The 19,680-nt window shown below is 69.4% G+C and carries 16 protein-coding genes; 9 read left to right on the top strand and 7 right to left on the bottom strand.

Translation table 11 applies throughout. The features are described 5' to 3' along the window. Positions 1–9: 9 nt before the first annotated feature. Together EQ874_RS09855 and EQ874_RS09850 are read left to right on the top strand one after the other, a co-directional pair. Positions 10–1,488 carry a methyltransferase gene (locus EQ874_RS09855; RefSeq protein ID WP_129976650.1) on the top strand — a complete coding sequence of 493 codons (1,479 nt, stop codon included), beginning with the start codon at positions 10–12 and terminating at the stop codon, positions 1,486–1,488. A 168-nt stretch (positions 1,489–1,656) separates the two neighbouring features. Continuing rightward, positions 1,657–2,619 (top strand): sigma-70 family RNA polymerase sigma factor, encoded by a 963-nt coding sequence (locus EQ874_RS09850; protein ID WP_064065537.1) that lies wholly within the window; start codon positions 1,657–1,659, stop codon positions 2,617–2,619. 103 nt (positions 2,620–2,722) lie between these two features. Here EQ874_RS09850 and EQ874_RS09845 read toward each other — a convergent pair whose 3' ends face one another. Together EQ874_RS09845 and EQ874_RS09840 are read right to left on the bottom strand one after the other, a co-directional pair. Further along, entirely contained in the window at positions 2,723–5,473 is a 2,751-nt protein-coding gene (locus tag EQ874_RS09845; RefSeq protein ID WP_129976649.1) for a bifunctional GNAT family N-acetyltransferase/acetate--CoA ligase family protein, read from the bottom strand. Next, positions 5,466–6,737, bottom strand: a complete 1,272-nt coding sequence (locus EQ874_RS09840; RefSeq protein ID WP_129976648.1) for an acetoin utilization protein AcuC — start codon at positions 6,735–6,737, stop codon at positions 5,466–5,468. The genes EQ874_RS09845 and EQ874_RS09840 overlap by 8 nt, the downstream gene beginning before the upstream one ends. Positions 6,738–6,841: 104 nt before the next feature. On the opposite strand from EQ874_RS09840, the gene EQ874_RS09835 reads away from it, so the two are divergent. Together EQ874_RS09835 and galE are read left to right on the top strand one after the other, a co-directional pair. Continuing rightward, positions 6,842–7,528, top strand: a complete 687-nt coding sequence (locus EQ874_RS09835; protein ID WP_016935055.1) for a metal-dependent transcriptional regulator — start codon at positions 6,842–6,844, stop codon at positions 7,526–7,528. A 54-nt stretch (positions 7,529–7,582) separates the two neighbouring features. Next, positions 7,583–8,575 (top strand): UDP-glucose 4-epimerase GalE, encoded by a 993-nt coding sequence (gene galE / locus EQ874_RS09830; protein WP_064065543.1) that lies wholly within the window; start codon positions 7,583–7,585, stop codon positions 8,573–8,575. Positions 8,576–8,610: 35 nt separating this feature from the next. Here galE and EQ874_RS09825 read toward each other — a convergent pair whose 3' ends face one another. Continuing rightward, complete coding sequence (locus tag EQ874_RS09825; protein WP_129976647.1) at positions 8,611–9,747, bottom strand: DUF4192 domain-containing protein; 1,137 nt, start codon at positions 9,745–9,747, stop codon at positions 8,611–8,613. 168 nt (positions 9,748–9,915) lie between these two features. Continuing rightward, complete coding sequence (locus EQ874_RS09820; protein ID WP_129976913.1) at positions 9,916–10,602, bottom strand: DUF5642 family protein; 687 nt, start codon at positions 10,600–10,602, stop codon at positions 9,916–9,918. A 200-nt stretch (positions 10,603–10,802) separates the two neighbouring features. Between EQ874_RS09820 and EQ874_RS09815 the strand changes: the two genes are divergently transcribed. The 4 genes from EQ874_RS09815 to EQ874_RS09800 all read left to right on the top strand — a co-directional run bounded on the left by EQ874_RS09815 (position 10,803) and on the right by EQ874_RS09800 (position 16,402). Next, on the top strand, positions 10,803–11,822 hold the full coding sequence (locus EQ874_RS09815) for a PAC2 family protein (RefSeq protein ID WP_064065189.1): 1,020 nt from the start codon (positions 10,803–10,805) through the stop codon (positions 11,820–11,822). 172 nt (positions 11,823–11,994) lie between these two features. Beyond that, positions 11,995–13,032, top strand: a complete 1,038-nt coding sequence (locus EQ874_RS09810; RefSeq protein ID WP_129976646.1) for an alpha/beta hydrolase — start codon at positions 11,995–11,997, stop codon at positions 13,030–13,032. Positions 13,033–13,087: 55 nt separating this feature from the next. Then, positions 13,088–15,592, top strand: a complete 2,505-nt coding sequence (locus tag EQ874_RS09805) for a DEAD/DEAH box helicase (protein ID WP_129976645.1) — start codon at positions 13,088–13,090, stop codon at positions 15,590–15,592. 42 nt (positions 15,593–15,634) lie between these two features. Then, positions 15,635–16,402 (top strand): LysR substrate-binding domain-containing protein, encoded by a 768-nt coding sequence (locus tag EQ874_RS09800; RefSeq protein ID WP_064065187.1) that lies wholly within the window; start codon positions 15,635–15,637, stop codon positions 16,400–16,402. 21 nt (positions 16,403–16,423) lie between these two features. On the opposite strand, the gene EQ874_RS09795 is transcribed toward EQ874_RS09800, so the two are convergent. Both EQ874_RS09795 and EQ874_RS09790 read right to left on the bottom strand, forming a co-directional pair. Next, positions 16,424–17,353, bottom strand: coding sequence for a hydrogen peroxide-inducible genes activator (locus EQ874_RS09795; RefSeq protein ID WP_129976644.1), 930 nt, complete (start codon positions 17,351–17,353; stop codon positions 16,424–16,426). Between the two features lie 52 nt (positions 17,354–17,405). After that, the gene (locus EQ874_RS09790) at positions 17,406–18,122 is read right to left on the bottom strand and encodes a hypothetical protein (RefSeq protein ID WP_129976643.1); all 717 of its coding nucleotides are present in this window, start codon (positions 18,120–18,122) and stop codon (positions 17,406–17,408) included. Between the two features lie 42 nt (positions 18,123–18,164). On the opposite strand from EQ874_RS09790, the gene EQ874_RS09785 reads away from it, so the two are divergent. Continuing rightward, positions 18,165–18,449 (top strand): hypothetical protein, encoded by a 285-nt coding sequence (locus EQ874_RS09785; RefSeq protein WP_129976642.1) that lies wholly within the window; start codon positions 18,165–18,167, stop codon positions 18,447–18,449. On the opposite strand, the gene EQ874_RS09780 is transcribed toward EQ874_RS09785, so the two are convergent. Further along, positions 18,391–19,584, bottom strand: a complete 1,194-nt coding sequence (locus EQ874_RS09780) for an aminotransferase class III-fold pyridoxal phosphate-dependent enzyme (RefSeq protein ID WP_064065190.1) — start codon at positions 19,582–19,584, stop codon at positions 18,391–18,393. The genes EQ874_RS09785 and EQ874_RS09780 overlap by 59 nt on opposite strands. Positions 19,585–19,680 lie beyond the last annotated feature (96 nt).

Raw genomic sequence — 19,680 nt, 5'->3', positions numbered from 1 at the left:
AATGTCGTGGTGGACCGCGACCTTCTCCTGTCTCTCTGCCCGGCTCTTCGCACCGCATTGATCCGGTGCCGCTACGACCTCGACACCGTGCGGGATCTGCTCGGCCCCGAGGCGCACGCGGCACTCGGGCGCAGCGAACCCGTCCCCGCCCGGCGCGTCGCGCGGAGCGCCGGTGATCTCGGCGTGCTCGTCCGGCTGTTCCTCCTCCAGGACACCTGCGCCGAGACGGAGGTGGCGCACGCTCTCGAACCGGTGACGCCGGAGCAGGCCGTACGAGCGGGCCTGCTCGAACGCGACGGCGACGGCCTGCGCGCCGCGCTCGATCTGAGACCCCTCGACGCCGGTACCGGAAGTCGCTGGGTGTTGTCGGATCTCGACGGTTCGATCCGTCCCGTCCCCACCCGTCCCGATCACGTTCTCGGCGTCGGGCAGGCCTCTCTGTCGTTGTTGCAGGCGACCCCCAGCGATCGGGTCGGCACGGTGCTCGACCTGGGTACCGGCTGCGGAGTGCAGGCGATCCGGGCCGCGGACCACGCGGAGAAGGTCACCGCGACCGACATCAATCCCCGGTGCCTGGCCCTGGCCGCCGCGAGCGCGGCGCTCAACGGGATCGACCTCGATCTTCTCGAGGGCTCCTGGTTCGATCCGGTCGCCGGCCGCACCTTCGATCGGATCGTCGCGAATCCGCCGTTCGTGGTGAGCGCGGGACGTGTCGAGCACAGCTACCGCGACTCCGGTCTCGACCTCGACGGTGCGAGCAGGCTCATGATCTCGCAGGCGGCCGAGCACCTGAATCCCGGCGGGACCGCCGCGATGCTCGCCTCGTGGGTGCACGTCGAGGGTGAGGACTGGCGGACCCGGGTCGCGTCGTGGTTGCCGTCGCAGGGCGTGGACGCCTGGATCGTGCAGCGCGACGTCGCCGATCCCGCCCTGTACGTCGGCACGTGGCTGAGGGACGGTGACGCCGACCAGCGCGAGCCGGAGGTCGCGGTGCGTGCCGAGCAGTGGCTCGACCACTTCGCCGAGCACGGTGTCGAAGGAGTCGGGTTCGGATTCGTCTACCTGCGTCGCACCGATCTGCCGTCCGACGTGATGGCCGAGGATCTGCGGCACGCCTTCACCGATGCCCTGGGCGACGAGGCGATCGACTACTTCCGCCGCCTCGACTGGCTGCGTACGCACGAGGTTCCGGACGCCCGGTTCGTGGTACGCCCCGACACGGCGCTCGAGCGGGTGCACCTGCCCGGTGCGGAGGGCTGGGAACAGGTGGTCGCGCGGGTGCACCGCGGCGGAGGTCCGGCCTGGCAGCACGAGGTGGACGATCTCGCTGCCGCCCTGCTCGGAGGGATGCGCGCCGACGGCCTGCCCCTCGGGGATCTCGTGTCGCTGCTCGCGGCCGCGCACGGTGAGGACGAGGACGATCTGCTCACCCGGGCGGTGGGTCTCGTGCACGGGCTCGTGCGTCACGGGCTGATCGAGCCCGCCTGACGCTCGCCGGGGTGCGTCTGAGGTTCCACCCTTCGGTTCTCTCAGCAACTTCTCAGGAGCTCACCGGGTTAGTGCAGGTCAGCGCGGTGGTATTCGAAGACCGACGGGAACTCCACGGCTTCGCCGCTCGTTGAACCCTATGAGACACCACCGATGAGGAGGCACGTCATGGCACGCCCCGAAACCACCGCTCGCTTCGATTCCGACCTCGACGGTCAGAGCCCCGCCGCCGATCTCGTTCGCGTCTACCTGAACGGCATCGGACGGACCGCTCTGCTCACCGCAGCCGACGAGGTGGAACTGGCAAAGCGGATCGAGGCCGGCCTGTATGCCAAGCACCTGCTCGAGACGAAGAAGCGCCTGTCCGCCGCGAAGAAGCGCGACCTCGCGGTCATCGTCCGTGAAGGACAGGCCGCCCGCAGCCACCTGCTCGAGGCCAACCTGCGTCTCGTCGTCTCGCTGGCGAAGCGCTACACCGGACGCGGAATGCCCCTGCTGGACCTCATCCAGGAGGGCAACCTCGGCCTGATCCGTGCGATGGAGAAGTTCGACTACGCGAAGGGCTTCAAGTTCTCGACCTACGCGACGTGGTGGATCCGTCAGGCCATCACCCGCGGCATGGCCGACCAGAGCCGCACGATCCGGCTCCCCGTCCACCTGGTCGAACAGGTCAACAAGCTCGCCCGCATCAAGCGCGAACTGCATCAGCAGCTCGGCCGCGAGGCGACCGACGAGGAACTTGCCGACGAGTCCGGCATCCCCGTCGAGAAGATCGCCGATCTGCTCGATCACAGCCGCGACCCGGTGAGCCTCGACATGCCCGTCGGCAACGACGAGGAGGCCCCGCTGGGCGACTTCATCGAGGACGCCGAGGCGACATCCGCCGAGACCGCCGTCATCGCCGGCCTCCTGCACAGCGACGTCCGCAGCGTCCTCGCGACGCTCGACGAGCGCGAACAGCAGGTCATCCGCTTGCGCTACGGCCTCGACGACGGTCAGCCGCGCACCCTCGATCAGATCGGCAAGCTCTTCGGGCTCTCCCGTGAGCGTGTCCGCCAGATCGAGCGCGAGGTGATGTCCAAGCTCCGCGAGGGAGATCGCGCCGAGCGCCTTCGCGCCTACGCCAGCTGACCGGGCGCGTCAGCGGTATCCGATCCCCGAGAACCGGGCTGGGTTCTCGGGGATCGTTGCTGTCCGGGATCGTGTCCGACGAGTCGTCCCGTCCGGCTGCCGTTCAGCGCAGCCGGCGCGGTCCGAGGTCGAGCGGATGCGGTTCGGGCCCGATCCGTACGTGCGCGTCGGTGAGCTCGGCCCCCACCACCGAGGCGAGCACCGGCTCGCACACCAGCTCGCGCACCTCGGGGAGGTCGTCGGCGAGTGCCGAGATCCGCTGGACGAAGTCGACCAGCGCCGGCTTGTTCACCGGTGCCGCGTTCCGGTAACCCGAGAGCAGCGGGGCGGCCTTCGGCGCATCGATCAACTCGACCGCCTCGTCCTCCGTGAGAGGAAGCACACGATAGGCGCGGTCGCCGAGCAGGTCGGAGATCACACCGGCGAGACCGAAGGAGATCAGCGAACCGAAGGACGGGTCGTCCTGCACACGGATCGCGCAGCCGATGCCCTTGTGTGCCATACGCTGCACGTGCATCAACGGCTCCCCCGACACTGCGGCCAGGTCGCAGTACGCGATCCGCACCGAGTCGGCGTCCACGAGATCGAGCCGGACACCGCTCAGGTCCGGCCGGTGCCGCCACTGCGCGCCGGTGGCCTTGACCGCCACCGGGAATCCGATCTCCTCCGCCGCCGCCACCGCCTCGTCCTCGGTGGTCACCGCACGGAAGTCCGCGACCTCCACGCCGTAGCAGGACAGCAGCAGGGCCGCTTCGGTGTCCGACAGGTACCGGCCTTCGGGGGTCGTCCCGAGCCAGCCGTCCACGAGCGCACGGGCGCGTTCGGGATCGATTCCGGCCGGCCGCACGACCTGCGAGGGCGGCCGGCTCCGCCACTTCGCATACCGCCACGCCCGTCCCAGCGCCAGCGCAGCCCGTTCCGGACCGGGATAGGACGGCACGGATCCACGGGTCGGACTGCCGTCCGGTCCGCGCACGGCCAGAACGTCGGGGATGCCCTCGGTTGCCAGGAAGGTGGTCACCACGGGCTTCTCCGACCCGGCCACGGCGTCGCGCAGGGCCTGGGCGTAGGGCTGGACGTCGACGGCGACCGGCGGGACGAAGACCGCGATCACCGAGTCGACGTCGGATGATTCGAGTGCCCGCGCGACCGCCTCGGCGAACTCCTCCGGTGACGCCTGCGCGCCGAGATCCACCGCGTCCGGGGCCTGCAGTCCCTGTCCGCGTGCGGCATCGACGGCGAGCACTCCGAGAGCGGTGGAGTTGCCCACCACCGCGACCCGCGGTCCTGCCGGCAACGGCTGATAGCCGAACAGCAGTGCCGAGTCGAAGAGCTGGCCGATCGACTCGACCTGCACCACGCCCGCCTGCTCGAACAGGTAGCGCACGATGGTGTCGTCCATCTCGCCGGTCCGCGCGGCGAGTGCGGGCGGAACCGCGTGCCGGCCGCTCTTGACCGCGACGATCGGTTTGCTGCGCGCCACCCGGCGGGCGATGCGCGAGAACTTGCGTGGATTCCCGAAACTCTCGAGGTAGAGCAGCACCACCTCGGTCGCGGGATCGGTGTCCCAGTACTGCAGCAGGTCGTTGCCCGACAGGTCGGCGCGGTTGCCCGCCGAGACGAAGGACGACAGTCCGACCCCGGTCTTGGCCGCCTCGTCCAGAATCGCGATGCCGAGCGCACCGGACTGGCAGAAGAAGCCCACGTTGCCGGCGGCCGGGAGCACGGGAGCGAGAGTCGCGTTGAGGCGGATCGCCGGGTCGTTGTTGGCCACCCCGAGTGCGTTCGGGCCGATGAGCCGCATGCCGTGCGACCGTGCGGCGAGGGCGAGGCGGCGCTCGGCGTCGCGGCCCTCCGGTCCGGTCTCACCGAAACCCGACGACACGACGAGCAGCGCCTTGACGCCCTTCGCGAGACAGTCGTCGAGCACCGAGTCGATGGATTCGGCCGGCACGGCGGCGATGGCGAGGTCGATCTCGTCCGGGATGTCGCGGACGGTGGGATACGCGCGGACACCCCGGACCGACCGGTTCTCGGCGTTGACCGGGTAGACCGGTCCGGTGAATCCGCTGCGCAGCATGTTCACCAGCACGGCGTTGCCCACCTTGCGGCTGTCGGTGGAGGCGCCGATGACAGCGACGCTGGCGGGGCTCAGGATGTTGCGCACGCTGCGCGCCTCGGCGGCGCGTTCGCGGGCGTTGCGCACCGACACGAGTGCCTCGGTGGGGTCGATCGCGAACTCGAGGCGGACCACTCCCCCTTCGAAACTGCGGCTGACCTGGTAGCCGGCCTCCCGGAAGACGGTGATCATGTGCCGGTTCTCGGCGAGGACCTCGGCGACGAAGGTGTGCAGTCCGTTCTCGGCGGCCGCGCCGGCGAGATGTTCGAGCAGGATCGGGCCGAGGCCGCGTCCCTGGTGGGCGTCGGCGACGGTGAAGGCCACCTCCGCGGAAAGTCCGTCGCCTTCGTTCGACAGTCCTTCGTATCGGCCGACGGCGATGATCTCGTCGCCGAGCACCGCGACGAACGCCACTCGGGAGCGGTGGTCGACGACCGTGAAGTTGAACAGGTCCTTCTTCGAGATGGTCGGGTACGGACCGAAATACCGCAGATAGCGGGTGCGTTCGGAGAGTTTGCTGTGGAAGGCGACGATCCCCTCGGCGTCCTCGGGGACGATCGGCCGCAGGTGCACGACGCCGCCGTCCGAGGCCAGCACGTCGGCGACCCAGTGCCGCGGATAGGCGCGTGCCCGGGCGAGGGCGCGTTCGCGAGCCGGGTCGGTCTCTCTCGCCGTCGCGGCAGCCTTCGCGGGATCGGTGCTCGATCCCGCCGCGGGATTCTGCTGATCAGTCACGCGGATCCTCCGGGTCCAGGCCGAGCAGCGGGAACGCCGCCCGTCTCGTGGCGATGATCGCGGAATCGACGCGGGTCAGCGCACGGTCCAGAGATGCGATGCCCGTTTCCGGGGTACCTCCGGGACCGTCCCACGGCATATACGAGACGTCGGAGTCCTCCCCCATGCCGGTGGGCAGTTCGACGCCGGGAGCGAGAGCGCCGACGCGGTCGCTCCAGTCCGCCGGGATCGGCGTGCTCGGGTCGATCTCGCGGTCCAGCGCCGCCGCGATCAGGTGCGTCCATGCGCGAGGAACCACCCGCACGAGGCCGTACCCGCCACCGCCGACGGCGAGCCAGCGGCCTTCGCAGTAGCGATCGGCGAGATCCCGCATCGCGAGATACGACGCGCGTTGACCGTCGACGGTGAGCGAGAGGTCGGCGAGCGGATCCTCGCGGTGGCTGTCGGCTCCGCACTGACTGATGAGGATCTGCGGGCGGAACGCCGCGACAGCACCCGGCACGACGGCGTGGAAGGCGCGCAACCACAACGCGTCCACGGTGCCCGGCAGGACGGGAAGGTTGATCGCGGTGCCCTCGGCCGGGCCTGCGCCGACCTCGCTGGACCATCCGGTGTTGGGCCACAGGGTCGCGGGATGCTGGTGCAGCGAGATGGTGAGGACCCGGGGGTCGCCGAGGAATGCGTGCTGCACGCCGTCACCGTGGTGGGCGTCGACGTCGATGTAGGCGATGCGGTCGTAGCCGTGGTCGAGCAACCACGAGATCGCGATAGCGGCATCGTTGTAGACGCAGAATCCGGCGGCCCAGTCGGCCATCGCATGGTGCATGCCGCCGCCGATGCTCACCGCGCGCCGGGCCCGGCCGCTCGCGATCTCGCGCGCGGCCGCCAGCGTGCCTCCGGCGAGGGTCGCGCTGGCCTCGTGCATGCGGGGGAAGATCGGGTTGTCCTCGGTTCCGAGACCGTGCGGGGCGTCGGCCGGAGGTGCCGCTCCCTCCGGGGCGGAACCCGCGCGCTTGACTGCGTCGACGTAGGACGCGGTGTGGATGCGCAACAGATCGGTGTCGTCCGCAGGGGACGGACGGACCGTCTCGACGCCTTCGAGGAGACCGAGACTGCGGGACAGCGCCATCGTGAGATCGAGACGCGTGGGGTTCATCGGATGCGTCGGACCCCACCGGTAGTCGAGGTAGTCGGGGCTCCACACCACTATCCGATCGCCGCTCAGCTGTGTCGTACCGCCCGCCGCGGTGGAGCTCGTGGTCATGGACACAGACGCTACTGCGCCGCCCACGGACATGCGAGCCTCGGAGCGCGCCCCCACCGTCCTGTTCGCACGGTTAGAATCGGCCCGGACGAAGGGGTGTGAGAGTGAAGGACCTGGTCGATACAACGGAGATGTATCTCCGGACCATCTACGACTTGGAAGAGGAAGGCGTGGTGCCGCTGCGCGCGCGCATCGCCGAACGCCTCGAGCAGAGCGGACCGACGGTCAGCCAGACCGTGGCCCGCATGGAACGCGACGGTCTGCTCCGTGTCGCCGGCGACCGGCACCTGCAGCTCACCGAGAAGGGCCGCGATCTCGCGGTGTCCGTGATGCGCAAGCACCGGCTCGCGGAACGGCTTCTCGTGGACGTGATCGGTCTCGACTGGGAGAACGTGCATGCCGAGGCGTGCCGTTGGGAGCACGTGATGAGCGAGGAGGTCGAACGCCGCCTCGTCGAGGTGCTCAACAACCCGACCACCTCGCCCTACGGCAACCCGATCCCGGGGCTGGCGCAGCTGGGTCTCGACCGTACGGCGGCCCTCGACGAGAAGCTGGTGCGGCTGACGGAGATCCCCCACGGCAAGCCGACCGCCGTCGTGGTGCGGCGGCTCGCCGAGTACGTCCAGTCCGATCCGGAGGTCATCGCCCGGCTGCGTGAGGCCGGTGTCGTCCCGGACGCGCGGGTTACAGTCGAGACGCGACCGGGCTCGGTGTCCATCACCGTGGCCGGTCACGACAGCTTCGAGCTTTCCGACGAGATGGCCCATGCCGTGCAGGTGAAGCAGGTCTGACACAGACCCCTTTTCGCATGTCCGGTACGGGCATGCGAAAAGGGGATGTACAGCGTGAGACTTCTGGTGACCGGCGGCGCCGGCTATGTGGGCAGCGTGTGCACGACCGTGCTGCTCGAACAGGGCCACGACGTCGTGGTCGTCGACGATCTGTCCACCGGGAATGCCGAAGCGGTACCGGCGGGCGCCGAGTTCGTCGAGGGCGACATCGCGGCCGTCGCCGACGATCTGCTCTCCGGACCCGGTCCCCGCTTCGACGGCGTCCTCCACTTCGGAGCGCAATCACTGGTCGGCGAGTCGGTGGAGTGCCCCGAGAAGTACTGGCAGGGCAACGTGGTGACCACCCTCGCCCTGCTCGAGGCCATCCGCCGCTCGGGTACGCCGCGACTGGTCTTCTCCTCGACCGCCGCGACCTACGGCGAGCCCGAGAGCGTGCCGATCACCGAGGACGCGCCCACCCGTCCCACCAACCCGTACGGGGCGTCGAAGCTCGCCATCGATCACGCGATCTCGTCCTACGCGCACGCGCACGGTCTCGCCGCGACGAGCCTGCGGTACTTCAACGTCGCCGGCGCCTACGGCGGCGCCGGCGAGAACCGGGTCGTCGAGACGCATCTGATTCCGCTGGTGCTGCAGGTCGCTCTCGGTGTGCGCGATCGCATCTCCGTGTTCGGCACCGACTGGCCGACCAAGGACGGCACCGCGGTGCGCGACTACATCCACGTCAAGGATCTCGCCGACGCCCACGTGCTGGCATTGACGAAGTCCGAACCCGGCCGGCACGGCATCTACAACCTCGGCAGCGGAGAAGGTTTCACCGTCCGCGAGGTCGTCTCGGCCTGCGAGCGGGTCACGGGACTTCCGATCGCAGCGGTCGACGCACCGCGACGCGCCGGTGATCCGGCCGTTCTCATCGCCTCCAGCAGCCGCGCGATGTCAGAACTCGGGTGGAACCCTCAGCACACCGATCTCGACGAGATCGTCTCCGACGCGTGGGAGTTCACCCGGTCCCTCGGCGACCGACTGCACGCCGTTCGGCGCGGCTGAGCGCTGCGCGGTGTGAACTGCGTGCGCGATAGCCGTCAGGACGACTCGTCGTCGCGCGGCAGCCCGAGTCCCAATCTCATGGCGATCTCGTGGCCTGTCTCGGCGAGGCCGCGGATCGCATCGGGCCGCAGCCCCGCCTGCAACGCCTGGTCCAGCAGATCCGAAAGCCTGTGGCGGGGGTCGGATTCGAGGGCAGCGGTGAGCGCGACCCCGGCGAGCGGCCCGTCGCCGCGCACGTAGGCACCGAAGCCGACGAGTGCCGCGGCGTCCGCCCGTTCGGGATCCGGCAGTGCGCGTGCGAGTTCGCTCCACAGCCGCTCCGCCGCGCGTGCGAGCGGACCGGTCGCGAGCCCCATCGCGGCGTCCCGCACCGTGCGATTCGCGAGCAGCACCGCAAGTTCTGCGACATCCGACGCACTCGGATCCGTTCCGGCGGCGTACGCCTCGACGTGCGCGAGCACGGCCTGCAGTTCGACGCGGTCGGCACGTTCGCCGCCACCTTCGCGGGCACAACGCTCGTACTCGCGGTCGCGGGTCTCGACGACCTCGTCGATGCAGCGCGCAACTTCCTGCCGCACCGCCGGCGGGTACGGGGCGAGCAGCGCTTCGAGTTCGGTGCGGGAGCCCCGGATCGGGCTGCCCTCGAACACCCGCGCGGCCGCGACCACCGAGGATCCGGGGTCGGCCACAGTGCCGACGATGTCCTGGCCGGGCACGAACCAGGTTGCCCCGCCGGATATCTCGGGTAGCGCGTACACACCTGCCAGATCGATTCCGACGGCGTCGAGGTGATCCGCGAAATCGTCGACGAGCCGGCACACCTCGGCGACGGCCGGGTCGTGCCGGTCGGTGAGCTCGTCGTCCACGAGGACTGCGACCACGGATTCTGCACCCTCACGGGCACAGACGGCGCAGAAACGCCGGAACGCCGCGCGCATGAGTTCGGGAACGGGTTCCCCGGCCCCGGGCAGGACGAGGTCGTGTCGCATCACGGCACCGATGGTCGCGACCTTCCCGTTCGGGCGGGTCGGGGCGTCCCCGGTCGGGGTCAGGCACATCACGACGATCGAGCGGGCCGGCGGGAATCCCATCAGCGCGGGCAGGGCCGCGATCACGTCACCGACGTCGGTGAGCCGGAGGGGATGCGAGGACGAGGGCGTGGAAGTTGTCATGCTCGGACCGTGGCCTACGGGTCCGAGCGGAGAGCCGCCCACGAGGGCGATCCGCGGCCTGCTGGGGATGAAGCGGCCGGCTGTGGACAACTTCCGCGGCCGACGGGGGTCTCCGGCGTCCACCGGCCGATCCCGTCGCCGTGCGCTGCTAGGGTGCGGGGCCGGCCGTCAGGGCCGGGCAGCGAAGTCGACGGCGTCCCGGAACACACGGTCGAGACTCGCGGTGTCGGACCGGGCCGAGTCGAACGACATGTAGGTGACCGTTACGCGCACATCCCCGAGCTGGGCGATGCGCGTGGCCATCGACTGCGTCATGCCGCCCGATCCCCTGCCGGAATCGACCGTGCGGCTCAGGGCCAGGGTCTCGGCGCCGTCGACGGGCGCGGCGGGATCGTCGTCCAGGACGGTCGCGACGGTCGAGGTGACTCCCCGCACGGTCGCGTCCACCCGTGAGCACTCGGTCAGATGGGTCCGGTACTCGCTCAGGGAGGGGGCGGACCGGGCGACCTCGACGCTGATCGTCGCGCGACTCGCGTTGTCGGTACCCACCACCATGGCTGTGGTGTCCGGACCGTAATCCTGGGTGGGTGGCAGACATCCGCCCGGATCGACCTTCGAACCGGGCTGGATCCCGGTCAGGTCCGGTGCCGCCTGTGCCACCGCTTCCGGCGGAAGGACCACCGCGAGGTACGGCGCGGGGAATCGTTCCGGTGGCAGCACCAGCTCGCCCGGGGCGCGGACGGTCCCCGGCGCGGGTGCGGGTGCCGTCCCTGTCAGGGCTGCCGGTTCCGGACCGGGATCGCCGGCGACGGTCTCGGAACAGGCCGGTACGAACACCAGGCACGCGGCCAGCATCACGGTCCGGGCGACCGCTGCGCGGCGCCTCGGACGAACTTCGCGTCGGGTCACCCGAACCTCCCTCGGTCGTCGACGTCGGGCAGGGTGTGCGCCCCGGAATCGGTCGTCGTGGCGTCAATTAGACTCGAACACCACCATGCCACGTCGGGTGACCCCGGCGGAGAGCCGAGACGAAGTGTGATCGGAGTGGTTCGCAGATGGACGAGCAGTCCCGCATGTACGAGCTGGAGTTCCCGGCTCCGCAGCTCACGTCATCGGACGGTGAGGGGCCGGTGCTCGTGCACGGCCTCGAAGGGTTCGCCGATGCCGGACACGCGGTGCGTCTGGCGACCACCCACCTGCGCGAGAACCTGGAGACCGAACTCGTCGCGTCGTTCGCCGTCGACGAACTGATCGACTACCGGTCGCGGCGCCCGCTCATGACCTTCAAGGCCGATCACTTCTCCGACTACGCGGAACCCGAGCTGAACCTGTACGCGCTCATCGACGAAGCAGGCACCCCGTTCCTGCTGCTGGCGGGTGCCGAACCCGACCTGAGGTGGGAACGCTTCATCACTGCGGTCCGGTTGCTCGCGGAGCAGTTCGGGGTGCGGCGGACCATCGGGCTCAACGCGATCCCGATGGCGATCCCCCACACGCGGCCGCTGGCGGTCACCGCGCATTCGACGAACAAGGATCTCATCGCCGGGCACCACCGCTGGTCGGGCGAACTGCAGGTGCCCGCCGGGGTGTCGTCCCTGCTCGAATACCGGATGGGTCAGCACGGGCACGAGTCCGTGGGGTTCTCGGTACACGTGCCGCATTACCTGGCGCAGACGGACTATCCCGCGGCTGCCGAGACGCTGCTGACGAATGTCGCCGAGGTCGGGGGTCTCGAACTGCCGGTGCAAGCGCTCGGTGAGGCCGCCGCGCGGGTGCGCGAGCAGATCGACGAGCACATCGAGGACAACGCCGAGGTCCTCGGGGTGGTGCACGCGCTCGAGCGGCAGTACGACAGCTATGTGGCCGCACAGGAGCAGCAGACCTCTCCCCTGCCGACCGACGAGAGTCTGCCGACGGGTGAGGAGATCGGAGCGGAGTTCGAGCGGTTCCTCGCCGAATACGATCGGCGCGGCGCCGATGCCGGTGACGATCTCCCCGATCTGCGTGACGTGGAGGGCGACGGCGGGGCGGATGAGCCCGATTCGGACGACGGAGACGATTCCGCGACGCGTTGACCCCACGACGGGTCCGCCGGATGTTTCATGATCGTCACAATCGTCGTTGTCGACGTCACATACAGGCGGTACGCTTCGGCGACATGCCACAGTGGTAGTTGTGTCCGGTATCGGCGACAGCCCGGACAACCCGGCTACCACCACGCGATCACCGACGTCGCAGGAGACGCTCATGGTTCCACCGCGCGCCCGGACACTTCGCCCGGTTCCGGACAACGAACCCCGCATGGTGTTCCGCACGATCCACGGTTACCGACGCGCGTTCCGCATGGCCGGAGGCGGTCCTGCCCTGTTGCTCGTGCACGGTATCGGTGACGACTCGTCGACCTGGCAGGACGTCATTCCACACCTGGCGGAGAAGTACACCGTGATCGCCCCCGATCTGCTCGGGCACGGCCGCTCCGACAAGCCGCGCGCCGACTACTCGGTGGCCGCCTACGCGAACGGCATGCGCGACCTGCTGTCGGTCCTGGGGATCGAGTCCGTCACGGTGATCGGCCACTCCCTCGGTGGTGGGGTGGCGATGCAGTTCGCCTACCAGTTCCCCCACATGGTCGACCGCCTGGTGCTCGTCGCGTCGGGCGGTGTCACCAAGGATGTTCATCCCGCCCTGCGCCTGATCTCGGTGCCGATCGTCAGCGAAGCGCTGAGGGTCCTGCGACTGCCGGGGGCGATGCCGATCCTGCGGGCGGCCGGCGCCGTGCTGAACCGGGTCAATGCGTCGCCGCTGCGGCCGGGCGCGATGCTGCACGACACCTCGGATCTGGTGCGTGTACTGGGGAACCTTCCGGATCCCACGGCCTCCGAGGCGTATCTGCGCACGCTGCGTGCCGTGGTCGACTGGCGCGGTCAGGTGGTCACGATGCTCGACCGCTGCTACCTGACGGAGAACCTTCCCGTCCAGCTCATCTGGGGCGACCACGACGGCGTCATCCCGATCGCCCACGCCTATCTCGCCCATTCGGCCATGCCCGGCTCCCGTCTCGAGATCTTCCGGGGCGCCGGTCATTTCCCGTTCCGCGACGATCCGCTCCGCTTCCTGCGGGTGGTCGAGAGCTTCATGGAGAGCACCTCCCCCCTCGAGTTCGATCTGGACCGCTGGCGCAGGCTGCTCGTGTCGGGCGTGAGCGAATCGCAGATCACCGGTGGCCCGGAGACCCGGATGGCGGTGCTGGGCGCGATGGGTTCGGACGAGCGCAGCGCCACGTGACCGGCCCCGCACGGCCCACGCAGGCGAGTCCCGCGCTTCCGACTAGCCTGGAGAAGTGCTGCTTCCGGATCTGATACCCGACCCCGTCGACGACGACGCGTTGTTCGACGCGTTCACCACCTGGACGACCGATCGGGGCATCACACTCTATCCGGCGCAGGAGGAAGCGCTCATGGAACTGGTCGCCGGATCCAACGTCATCCTCGCCACGCCGACCGGCTCCGGGAAGTCGATGGTCGCGCTCGGTGCGCATTTCTTCGCCATGGCGACGGGCAAGCGCACCTTCTACACCGCCCCGATCAAGGCCCTCGTGAGCGAGAAGTTCTTCGCCCTGTGCGACGTCTTCGGTGCCGACAAGGTCGGCATGATGACCGGCGACGCGTCGGTGAACTCCGGAGCCCCGATCATCTGCGCGACGGCCGAGATCGTTGCGAATCTCGCGCTGCGCGAAGGACCGGATTCCGACATCGGCCAGGTCGTGATGGACGAGTTCCACTTCTACTCCGAACCCGATCGCGGCTGGGCATGGCAGGTTCCGCTCATCGAGTTGCCGCACGCGCAGTTCCTGCTCATGTCGGCGACGCTCGGCGACGTGACGTTCCTGCAGAAGGATCTGACCCGGCGCACCGGACGGCCCACGGTCGAGGTCTCGGGCTCCGAACGTCCGGTGCCGTTGACGTTCTCGTATTCGCAGGCGCCCATCGGTGAGGCCATCGAGGAACTCGTGACGACGCATCAGGCGCCCGTCTACGTCGTGCACTTCACCCAGGCCGCAGCTCTCGAGCGCGCCCAGGCACTGACCAGCGTGAACATGTGCACCAAGGCCGAGAAGGAGGCGATCGCCGCGGCACTGGGCGACTTCCGGTTCTCGACCGGTTTCGGCAAGACCCTCTCGCGTCTCGTCCGGCACGGCATCGGCGTTCACCACGCGGGCATGCTGCCGAAGTACCGGCGCCTGATCGAGAAGCTCGCACAGGACGGGCTGCTCAAGGTCATCTGCGGCACCGACACGCTCGGCGTCGGCATCAACGTGCCGATCCGCACCGTGCTGCTCACCGGCCTGACGAAGTTCGACGGCACCCGCACCCGGCAGCTCAAGGCACGCGAGTTCCACCAGATCGCCGGCCGCGCCGGTCGCGCCGGATACGACACGATGGGCACGGTCGTCGTGCAGGCACCCGAGCACGAGATCGAGAACGTGCGGGCGCTCGCGAAGGCCGGGGACGATCCGAAGAAGCGACGGAAGGTGCAGCGCAAGAAGGCGCCCGAAGGGTTCGTCTCGTGGGGTGAGGGCACTTTCGACAAGCTGATCGCGGCGTCGCCCGAGCCCCTGCAGTCGCGGTTCTCGGTGAGCAACTCGCTGCTCCTCAACGTCATTGCGCGACCGGGCAACTGCTTCGACGCGATGCGTCATCTGCTCGAGGACAACCACGAACCGCGTCCGGCGCAGCGCAAGCACATCCTCAAGGCGATCTCGCTGTACCGGGGGTTGCTGCAGGCCGGTGTCGTCCAGCAGCTCGACCAGCCGGACGAGTTCGGGCGCAGGGCCCGGCTCACCGTCGATCTGCAACGCGACTTCGCGCTCAACCAGCCGCTGTCGCCGTTCGCCCTGGCAGCCATCGAACTGCTCGACGTCGACTCCCCCACCTACGCCCTCGACGTGGTGTCGGTGATCGAATCGACGCTCGACGATCCGCGTCAGATCCTCATGGCGCAACAGCACGCCGCTCGGGGTGAAGCGGTCGGGCAGATGAAGGCCGACGGCATCGAATACGACGAGCGCATGGAACTGCTCGAGGAGATCACCTGGCCCAAGCCGCTGGTGGAGCTGCTCGAGCCGGCCTTCGAGACCTACCGGGGCGGACATCCCTGGGTCGCGGAGTTCCCACTGTCCCCGAAGTCGGTGGTGCGCGACATGATCGAGCGCAGCATGACCTTCACCGAACTGGTCTCGCACTACGGTCTGGCCCGCTCCGAGGGGCTGGTCCTGCGCTATCTCGCCGACGCCTACCGCGCCCTGCGGCAGACGGTGCCCGACTCCGCGCGGACGGAAGACCTCGAGGACATCATCGAATGGCTCGGCGAACTCATCCGCCAGGTCGACTCGTCGCTGCTCGACGAGTGGGAATCGCTCACCCATCCCGGCGTGGAAGGCGACGAGCAACAGATCGCGTTCGGTGCCGACTCGCCTCGCCCGTTGTCGGCGAACACCCGCGCGTTCAAGGTCATGGTCCGCAACGCGATGTTCAAGCGGGTCGAGCTGGCGTCGCGCCGGCGTTGGTACGATCTCGCGGCGCTCGGCGACGGTCTCGAAGCCGAGGACTGGGAGGATCTGCTCGAGCTGTATTTCGAGGAGTACGACGAGATCGGCACCGGTCCCGACGCCCGCGGGCCGTTGCTGTTCACCGTGGAGATGGGCCCCGAGCTGTGGCGGGTGCGCCAGACCCTGCACGATCCGCAGGGTGATCACGGCTGGGCGCTGATCGGCGAGGTGAATCTCACCGAGTCCGATGCCGCCGGTGAAGTGGTGTTCGACGAGTTCGAGATCGTCGAGGGCTGATTCGCCGCCGGGTGCCCGTCCGGGGAGCGGTAGCCTGACTCGGTGAGCGAACCGACCGTGGAACCCTTCCGCTTGGCCTACGTCCCGGGTGTCACCCCCGCGAAGTGGGTGCGGGTGTGGAGCGAGCGGATGCCGGACGTACCGATCGAGCTGGTCCCCGTCGAGCCGACGGCCGGCGCGGATCCGCTGCGCGAGGACGTCGCCGACATTGCGTTGCTGCGCCTGCCGCTGCAGCGGGACGGCCTGTCGGTCATCCCGCTCTACACCGAGGTTTCCGTCGTGGTGGTCCCCAAGGAGCACGTGTTCGCGGCGGTCGACGAGGTGTCGGTGGCCGACCTCGCCGAGGAGACGGTGCTGCATCCGCTCGACGACGTCCTGGACTGGGCGGCGCTGCCCGGCGAGGAGGCCTTCGAGCGGCCCGCGACGACCGAGGACGCGATCTCCCATGTCGCCTCCGAGGTGGGTGTGCTGGTGACACCCCAGTCGCTCGCCCGCCTGCACCACCGGCGCGACCTCACCTATCGCCCGGTCGTCGACGCACCGGCATCGCAGGTGGGACTCGTCTGGATCACCGACCGGACGACCGACCTCGTCGACGAGTTCGTGGGGATCGTCCGGGGACGCACGGCCAACAGTTCCCGGGGCCGCCGCAGCGATTCCGAGACGGAGTCCGGGTCCGGCGGCACCTCACGTCGCGGCGAACGCACGGGCTCGACCCCGAAGCGGCGCGCACCGGAGCCCACGACGTCCCGCCGGGCGGGAGCGTCCGCGCGGAAGCGCCCCGGGAAACCCCGGCGCGGGCGCCGTTAGCGGCACGCCGATCGCGGCCTGTCAGGGGACGGGGCGGCAGACCGACGGGACGCACCCGCGGATGGTCTCGGCGAGGATGCGGTAGTCCACTCCGCGCGGTGACGACGAGCGGAACACGAGACCGATCCGCCGTCCGGGTGCCGGGTCGGCGAAGTGCGCGACCTCGAGATCTCCCCGGGCGGTTTCGACGGCAACTGCGGAGGCCGGAACGAGGGTGATGCCCAATCGTCCTGCGACGCAGCGCACTACGGTGGACAGGGAGGTCGCACGGGTGTCACCGAGCGCAGGTCGCGCGTCGACGGACCGGCACAGGTCGAGTGTCTGGTCGCGCAGGCAGTGGCCTTCGTCGAGCAGCAACAGTTGCGCGTCGTCGAGTGCGGAGACGGACAGGTCGGTGCGTCCGGCGAGTTCGTGTCCGGTCGGCAGGACGAGGACGAAATCTTCGTCGTAGAGCGGAACTTCGATCACCCCCGAGACGTCGGCGGGCAGGGCGAGGACGGCCACATCGAGGGTTCCGGCGCGCAATGCGTCGAGGAGCCGCGCGGTCTGGTCCTCGACGACCTGCAACGACAGGGTCGGCATCGCTGCGTCGAGTGCAGGCAGGATCTCGGGCAGCACGTACGGCGCGACGGTGGGGATCAATCCCACGCGCAGCGGACCCGAGAGCCCGTCGGACACTCCCGCCGCCGCGTCGACGAAGCCGTCGGCGGCGTCGAGCACCATCTCGGCGTAGGGAAGCAGACGTGCCCCCGCCGGCGTCACGAGCACACGGCGGGTGCTGCGCTCGATGAGCTGGACGCCGAGGCCGTTCTCGAGAGCTGCCAGACCTTGGGAGAGGGTGGGTTGGCTGACCTCGAGTCGCGCCGCGGCCGTGCCGAAGTGCCGGTAGGTGGCCACCGCCACGAAGGCACGCAGCTGCGACAGGGTGGGCTGGTAACTCTGATCGGTCACGCCTATCAGTGTAGAGCGACCTATCGTGTTTACCTTTTGCAACTGTCGGAACTCACTGCGTCGACGTGGCGCCCGCAGCCCTGCCCGCCGCCAGGTCGGCCTCGCCGAGCACGACCTCGATCTCGCCACCGAACTCCACACCCGGAGCGAGCGGCAGCCGATCCCCGCTCCAGAACCGGCCGGGGTCGTACCAGTTGCTCCCCCGATGCCGTTGCTGCAGCAGACCCATCTCCTCCAGCGTCAACCCGACCACCTCGGCGCAGTACGCGCTCTCGAGCCCGCCCGACGGGACGGATGCCCTGCGTCGACGCGGGAGCCGGCCGGAGAACCAGCGCCCGGTGAGTTTCGTCGTCGACGGGAACGGTGTGCCGTCGAGCCGCGCGACGGTGCGCAGCAACTGGTCCTCCTGATCCGGCGTGACGGCCACCGAGATCTGCCGCAACCAGCCGCGCTGGCCGTAACGCGCACCCCATACCTGCACCGCGCCGCGGAGGTCGTGCAACTGCACGCCCCGCTGATGCCGCCCCGTCCACATGTCCGGGAGGCTGCGCCCGAGTTCGGCATGCCACATCAACGGCGGCAGATCGTCGAGCGCGACCGTCATCCCCACATGGTTCACGGGCGCATTGGTCAGCGTCTGGATCGCGCGGTCCGCCGGTGTGGCGCCACGGAAGATCCACAGGTCGCCCGTGCGGGTCGCCGCCACGGCCTCGTCGAGCGTGAGACGCGAACGCGCACCGGCGGGCCGGGCTGCCGACGAAGTGTCCATGCCGCCAGCCTGCCATGCCCGGCGGCCGCTAGGGTCGTCCGCATGGCGCTGCGCGGTGGCAAGTGGTGGAAGCTCGTCGGACTCGCCGGACTGGTGGGTGTGGCGGCGACGGGCGCCGTCGCCGCCCGCAACGAGCGACAGCGGCGGAACTACAGCCCCGACGAGGTGCGCTCGGTGCTGCACGAGCGCTACGCGCGATCGCTCGCCGCCCGCGACGGCAGCACCGAACTCCCCCTCGCCGAGGTTCCCCTCGGGCCGAAGGACCGGGTCAGCCGAGTGCTGCGGCGATTCCGTCGGCGAGATCGGCGATCTGCTCGTCGGTCATGACGAACGACGGCGAGATCTGCATCGCGCCCTGACCGGCGGCGCGTCCCGAGATCCCGTGCCGGCGCAGCGTCGTGACGAAGCCGAGCGCCTCGGCCGGGTCGGCGAGCTGCACGGCCGCCACCGCGCCGACACCGCTGCGCACCTCGGCCACCCGCGGATGCTCCGCCAGCGGTGCGAGCTTCTCGTGCAGTGTCCGCTCGATCCGCGCCGCTTCGGCGAGCAGATCCTCGCGCTCGATGATGTCGAGATTGGCGAGGGCGGCAGCCGCGGCAGCGGCGTGTCCGCCGTAGGTGTACCCGTGGCGCCACCACACGCCGCCGGCGAAGAACGGTTCGGCGACCCGCGGAGCGACGAACAACGCTCCCATCGGCAGATAGCCGGAGGTGAGCCCCTTGGCGGTGGTGATCATGTCGGGACTCAGGTCGAATCGCGACGACGCGAACCACGAACCGCCGATCCGCCCGAAGCCGGTGACCACTTCGTCGACGACGAACAGGATGTCGTGGTCGCGGCAGATGTCGCGGACCTCGGCGAGATAACCGTCCGGCGGCAGGTACACCCCGCCCGCACCGATGACGGGTTCGCAGAAGAAGGCCGCGATCGAATCGGCGCCGACCGAATCGACGAGCTCGAGCAGCGCCTTGGCGTCGTCCCACGCGACCTGCGCTGTGTCCTCCCACAGGCGCCCGTAGCCCTCGCCGTTGACCGGGATACCGGCGAGCGAGGTGCCACCGACGTGCATGCCGTGGTACGCCTTCTCGCGCGAGACCAGCAGCCGCTTGCCTGGCTTGCCGACCTCCTGCCAGTACCGGCGCGCGAGTTTGGCCGCCGAGTCGACCGAGTCGGATCCACCGGAGGTGAAGAAGATCTTGCTGCCCGGGACCGGGGCGATCGCCGCGAGCCGCTCGGCGAGTTCGACGGCGGGCTCGGACGTCAGATCGCCGAAATTCGAGTAGTGGGCGAGCTCGGCGACCTGTGCGGCGATCGCGTCTCCGATTTCGGTGCGGCCGTGACCGACGTTGGTGAACCACAGTCCGGCGGTGGCATCGAGATAGCGGGTTCCGGCGTCGTCCCAGATGTACGCACCTTCCCCGCGCGTGACGACGAATGCGCCGTCCCGTTCGATCGCGCCCATATCGGCGAATCCGTGCCACAACGCACCCACGACCCACTCCCCTCTACGACGATCACGACACAGGTCATCGTATGCGGAGGAAACAACCCTGGCGCC

The organism is Rhodococcus sp. Q1, assembly GCF_004153645.1.
Lineage (GTDB): Bacteria > Actinomycetota > Actinomycetes > Mycobacteriales > Mycobacteriaceae > Rhodococcus > Rhodococcus gordoniae.
This window is presented reverse-complemented; position numbering and strand designations above follow the sequence as displayed.

What these genes read in the sequence shown, in the direction of transcription:
- EQ874_RS09850 (WP_064065537.1), top strand. Translation starts at nt 1,657, where the DNA reads ATGGCACGCCCCGAAACCACCGCTCGCTTCGATTCCGACCTCGACGGT.
- EQ874_RS09840 (WP_129976648.1), bottom strand. Translation starts at nt 6,737, where the DNA reads ATGACCACGAGCTCCACCGCGGCGGGCGGTACGACACAGCTGAGCGGC.
- EQ874_RS09825 (WP_129976647.1), bottom strand. Translation starts at nt 9,747, where the DNA reads ATGACAACTTCCACGCCCTCGTCCTCGCATCCCCTCCGGCTCACCGAC.
- EQ874_RS09820 (WP_129976913.1), bottom strand. Translation starts at nt 10,602, where the DNA reads ATGCTGGCCGCGTGCCTGGTGTTCGTACCGGCCTGTTCCGAGACCGTC.
- EQ874_RS09815 (WP_064065189.1), top strand. Translation starts at nt 10,803, where the DNA reads ATGGACGAGCAGTCCCGCATGTACGAGCTGGAGTTCCCGGCTCCGCAG.
- EQ874_RS09810 (WP_129976646.1), top strand. Translation starts at nt 11,995, where the DNA reads ATGGTTCCACCGCGCGCCCGGACACTTCGCCCGGTTCCGGACAACGAA.
- EQ874_RS09790 (WP_129976643.1), bottom strand. Translation starts at nt 18,122, where the DNA reads ATGGACACTTCGTCGGCAGCCCGGCCCGCCGGTGCGCGTTCGCGTCTC.
- EQ874_RS09785 (WP_129976642.1), top strand. Translation starts at nt 18,165, where the DNA reads ATGGCGCTGCGCGGTGGCAAGTGGTGGAAGCTCGTCGGACTCGCCGGA.
- EQ874_RS09780 (WP_064065190.1), bottom strand. Translation starts at nt 19,584, where the DNA reads ATGGGCGCGATCGAACGGGACGGCGCATTCGTCGTCACGCGCGGGGAA.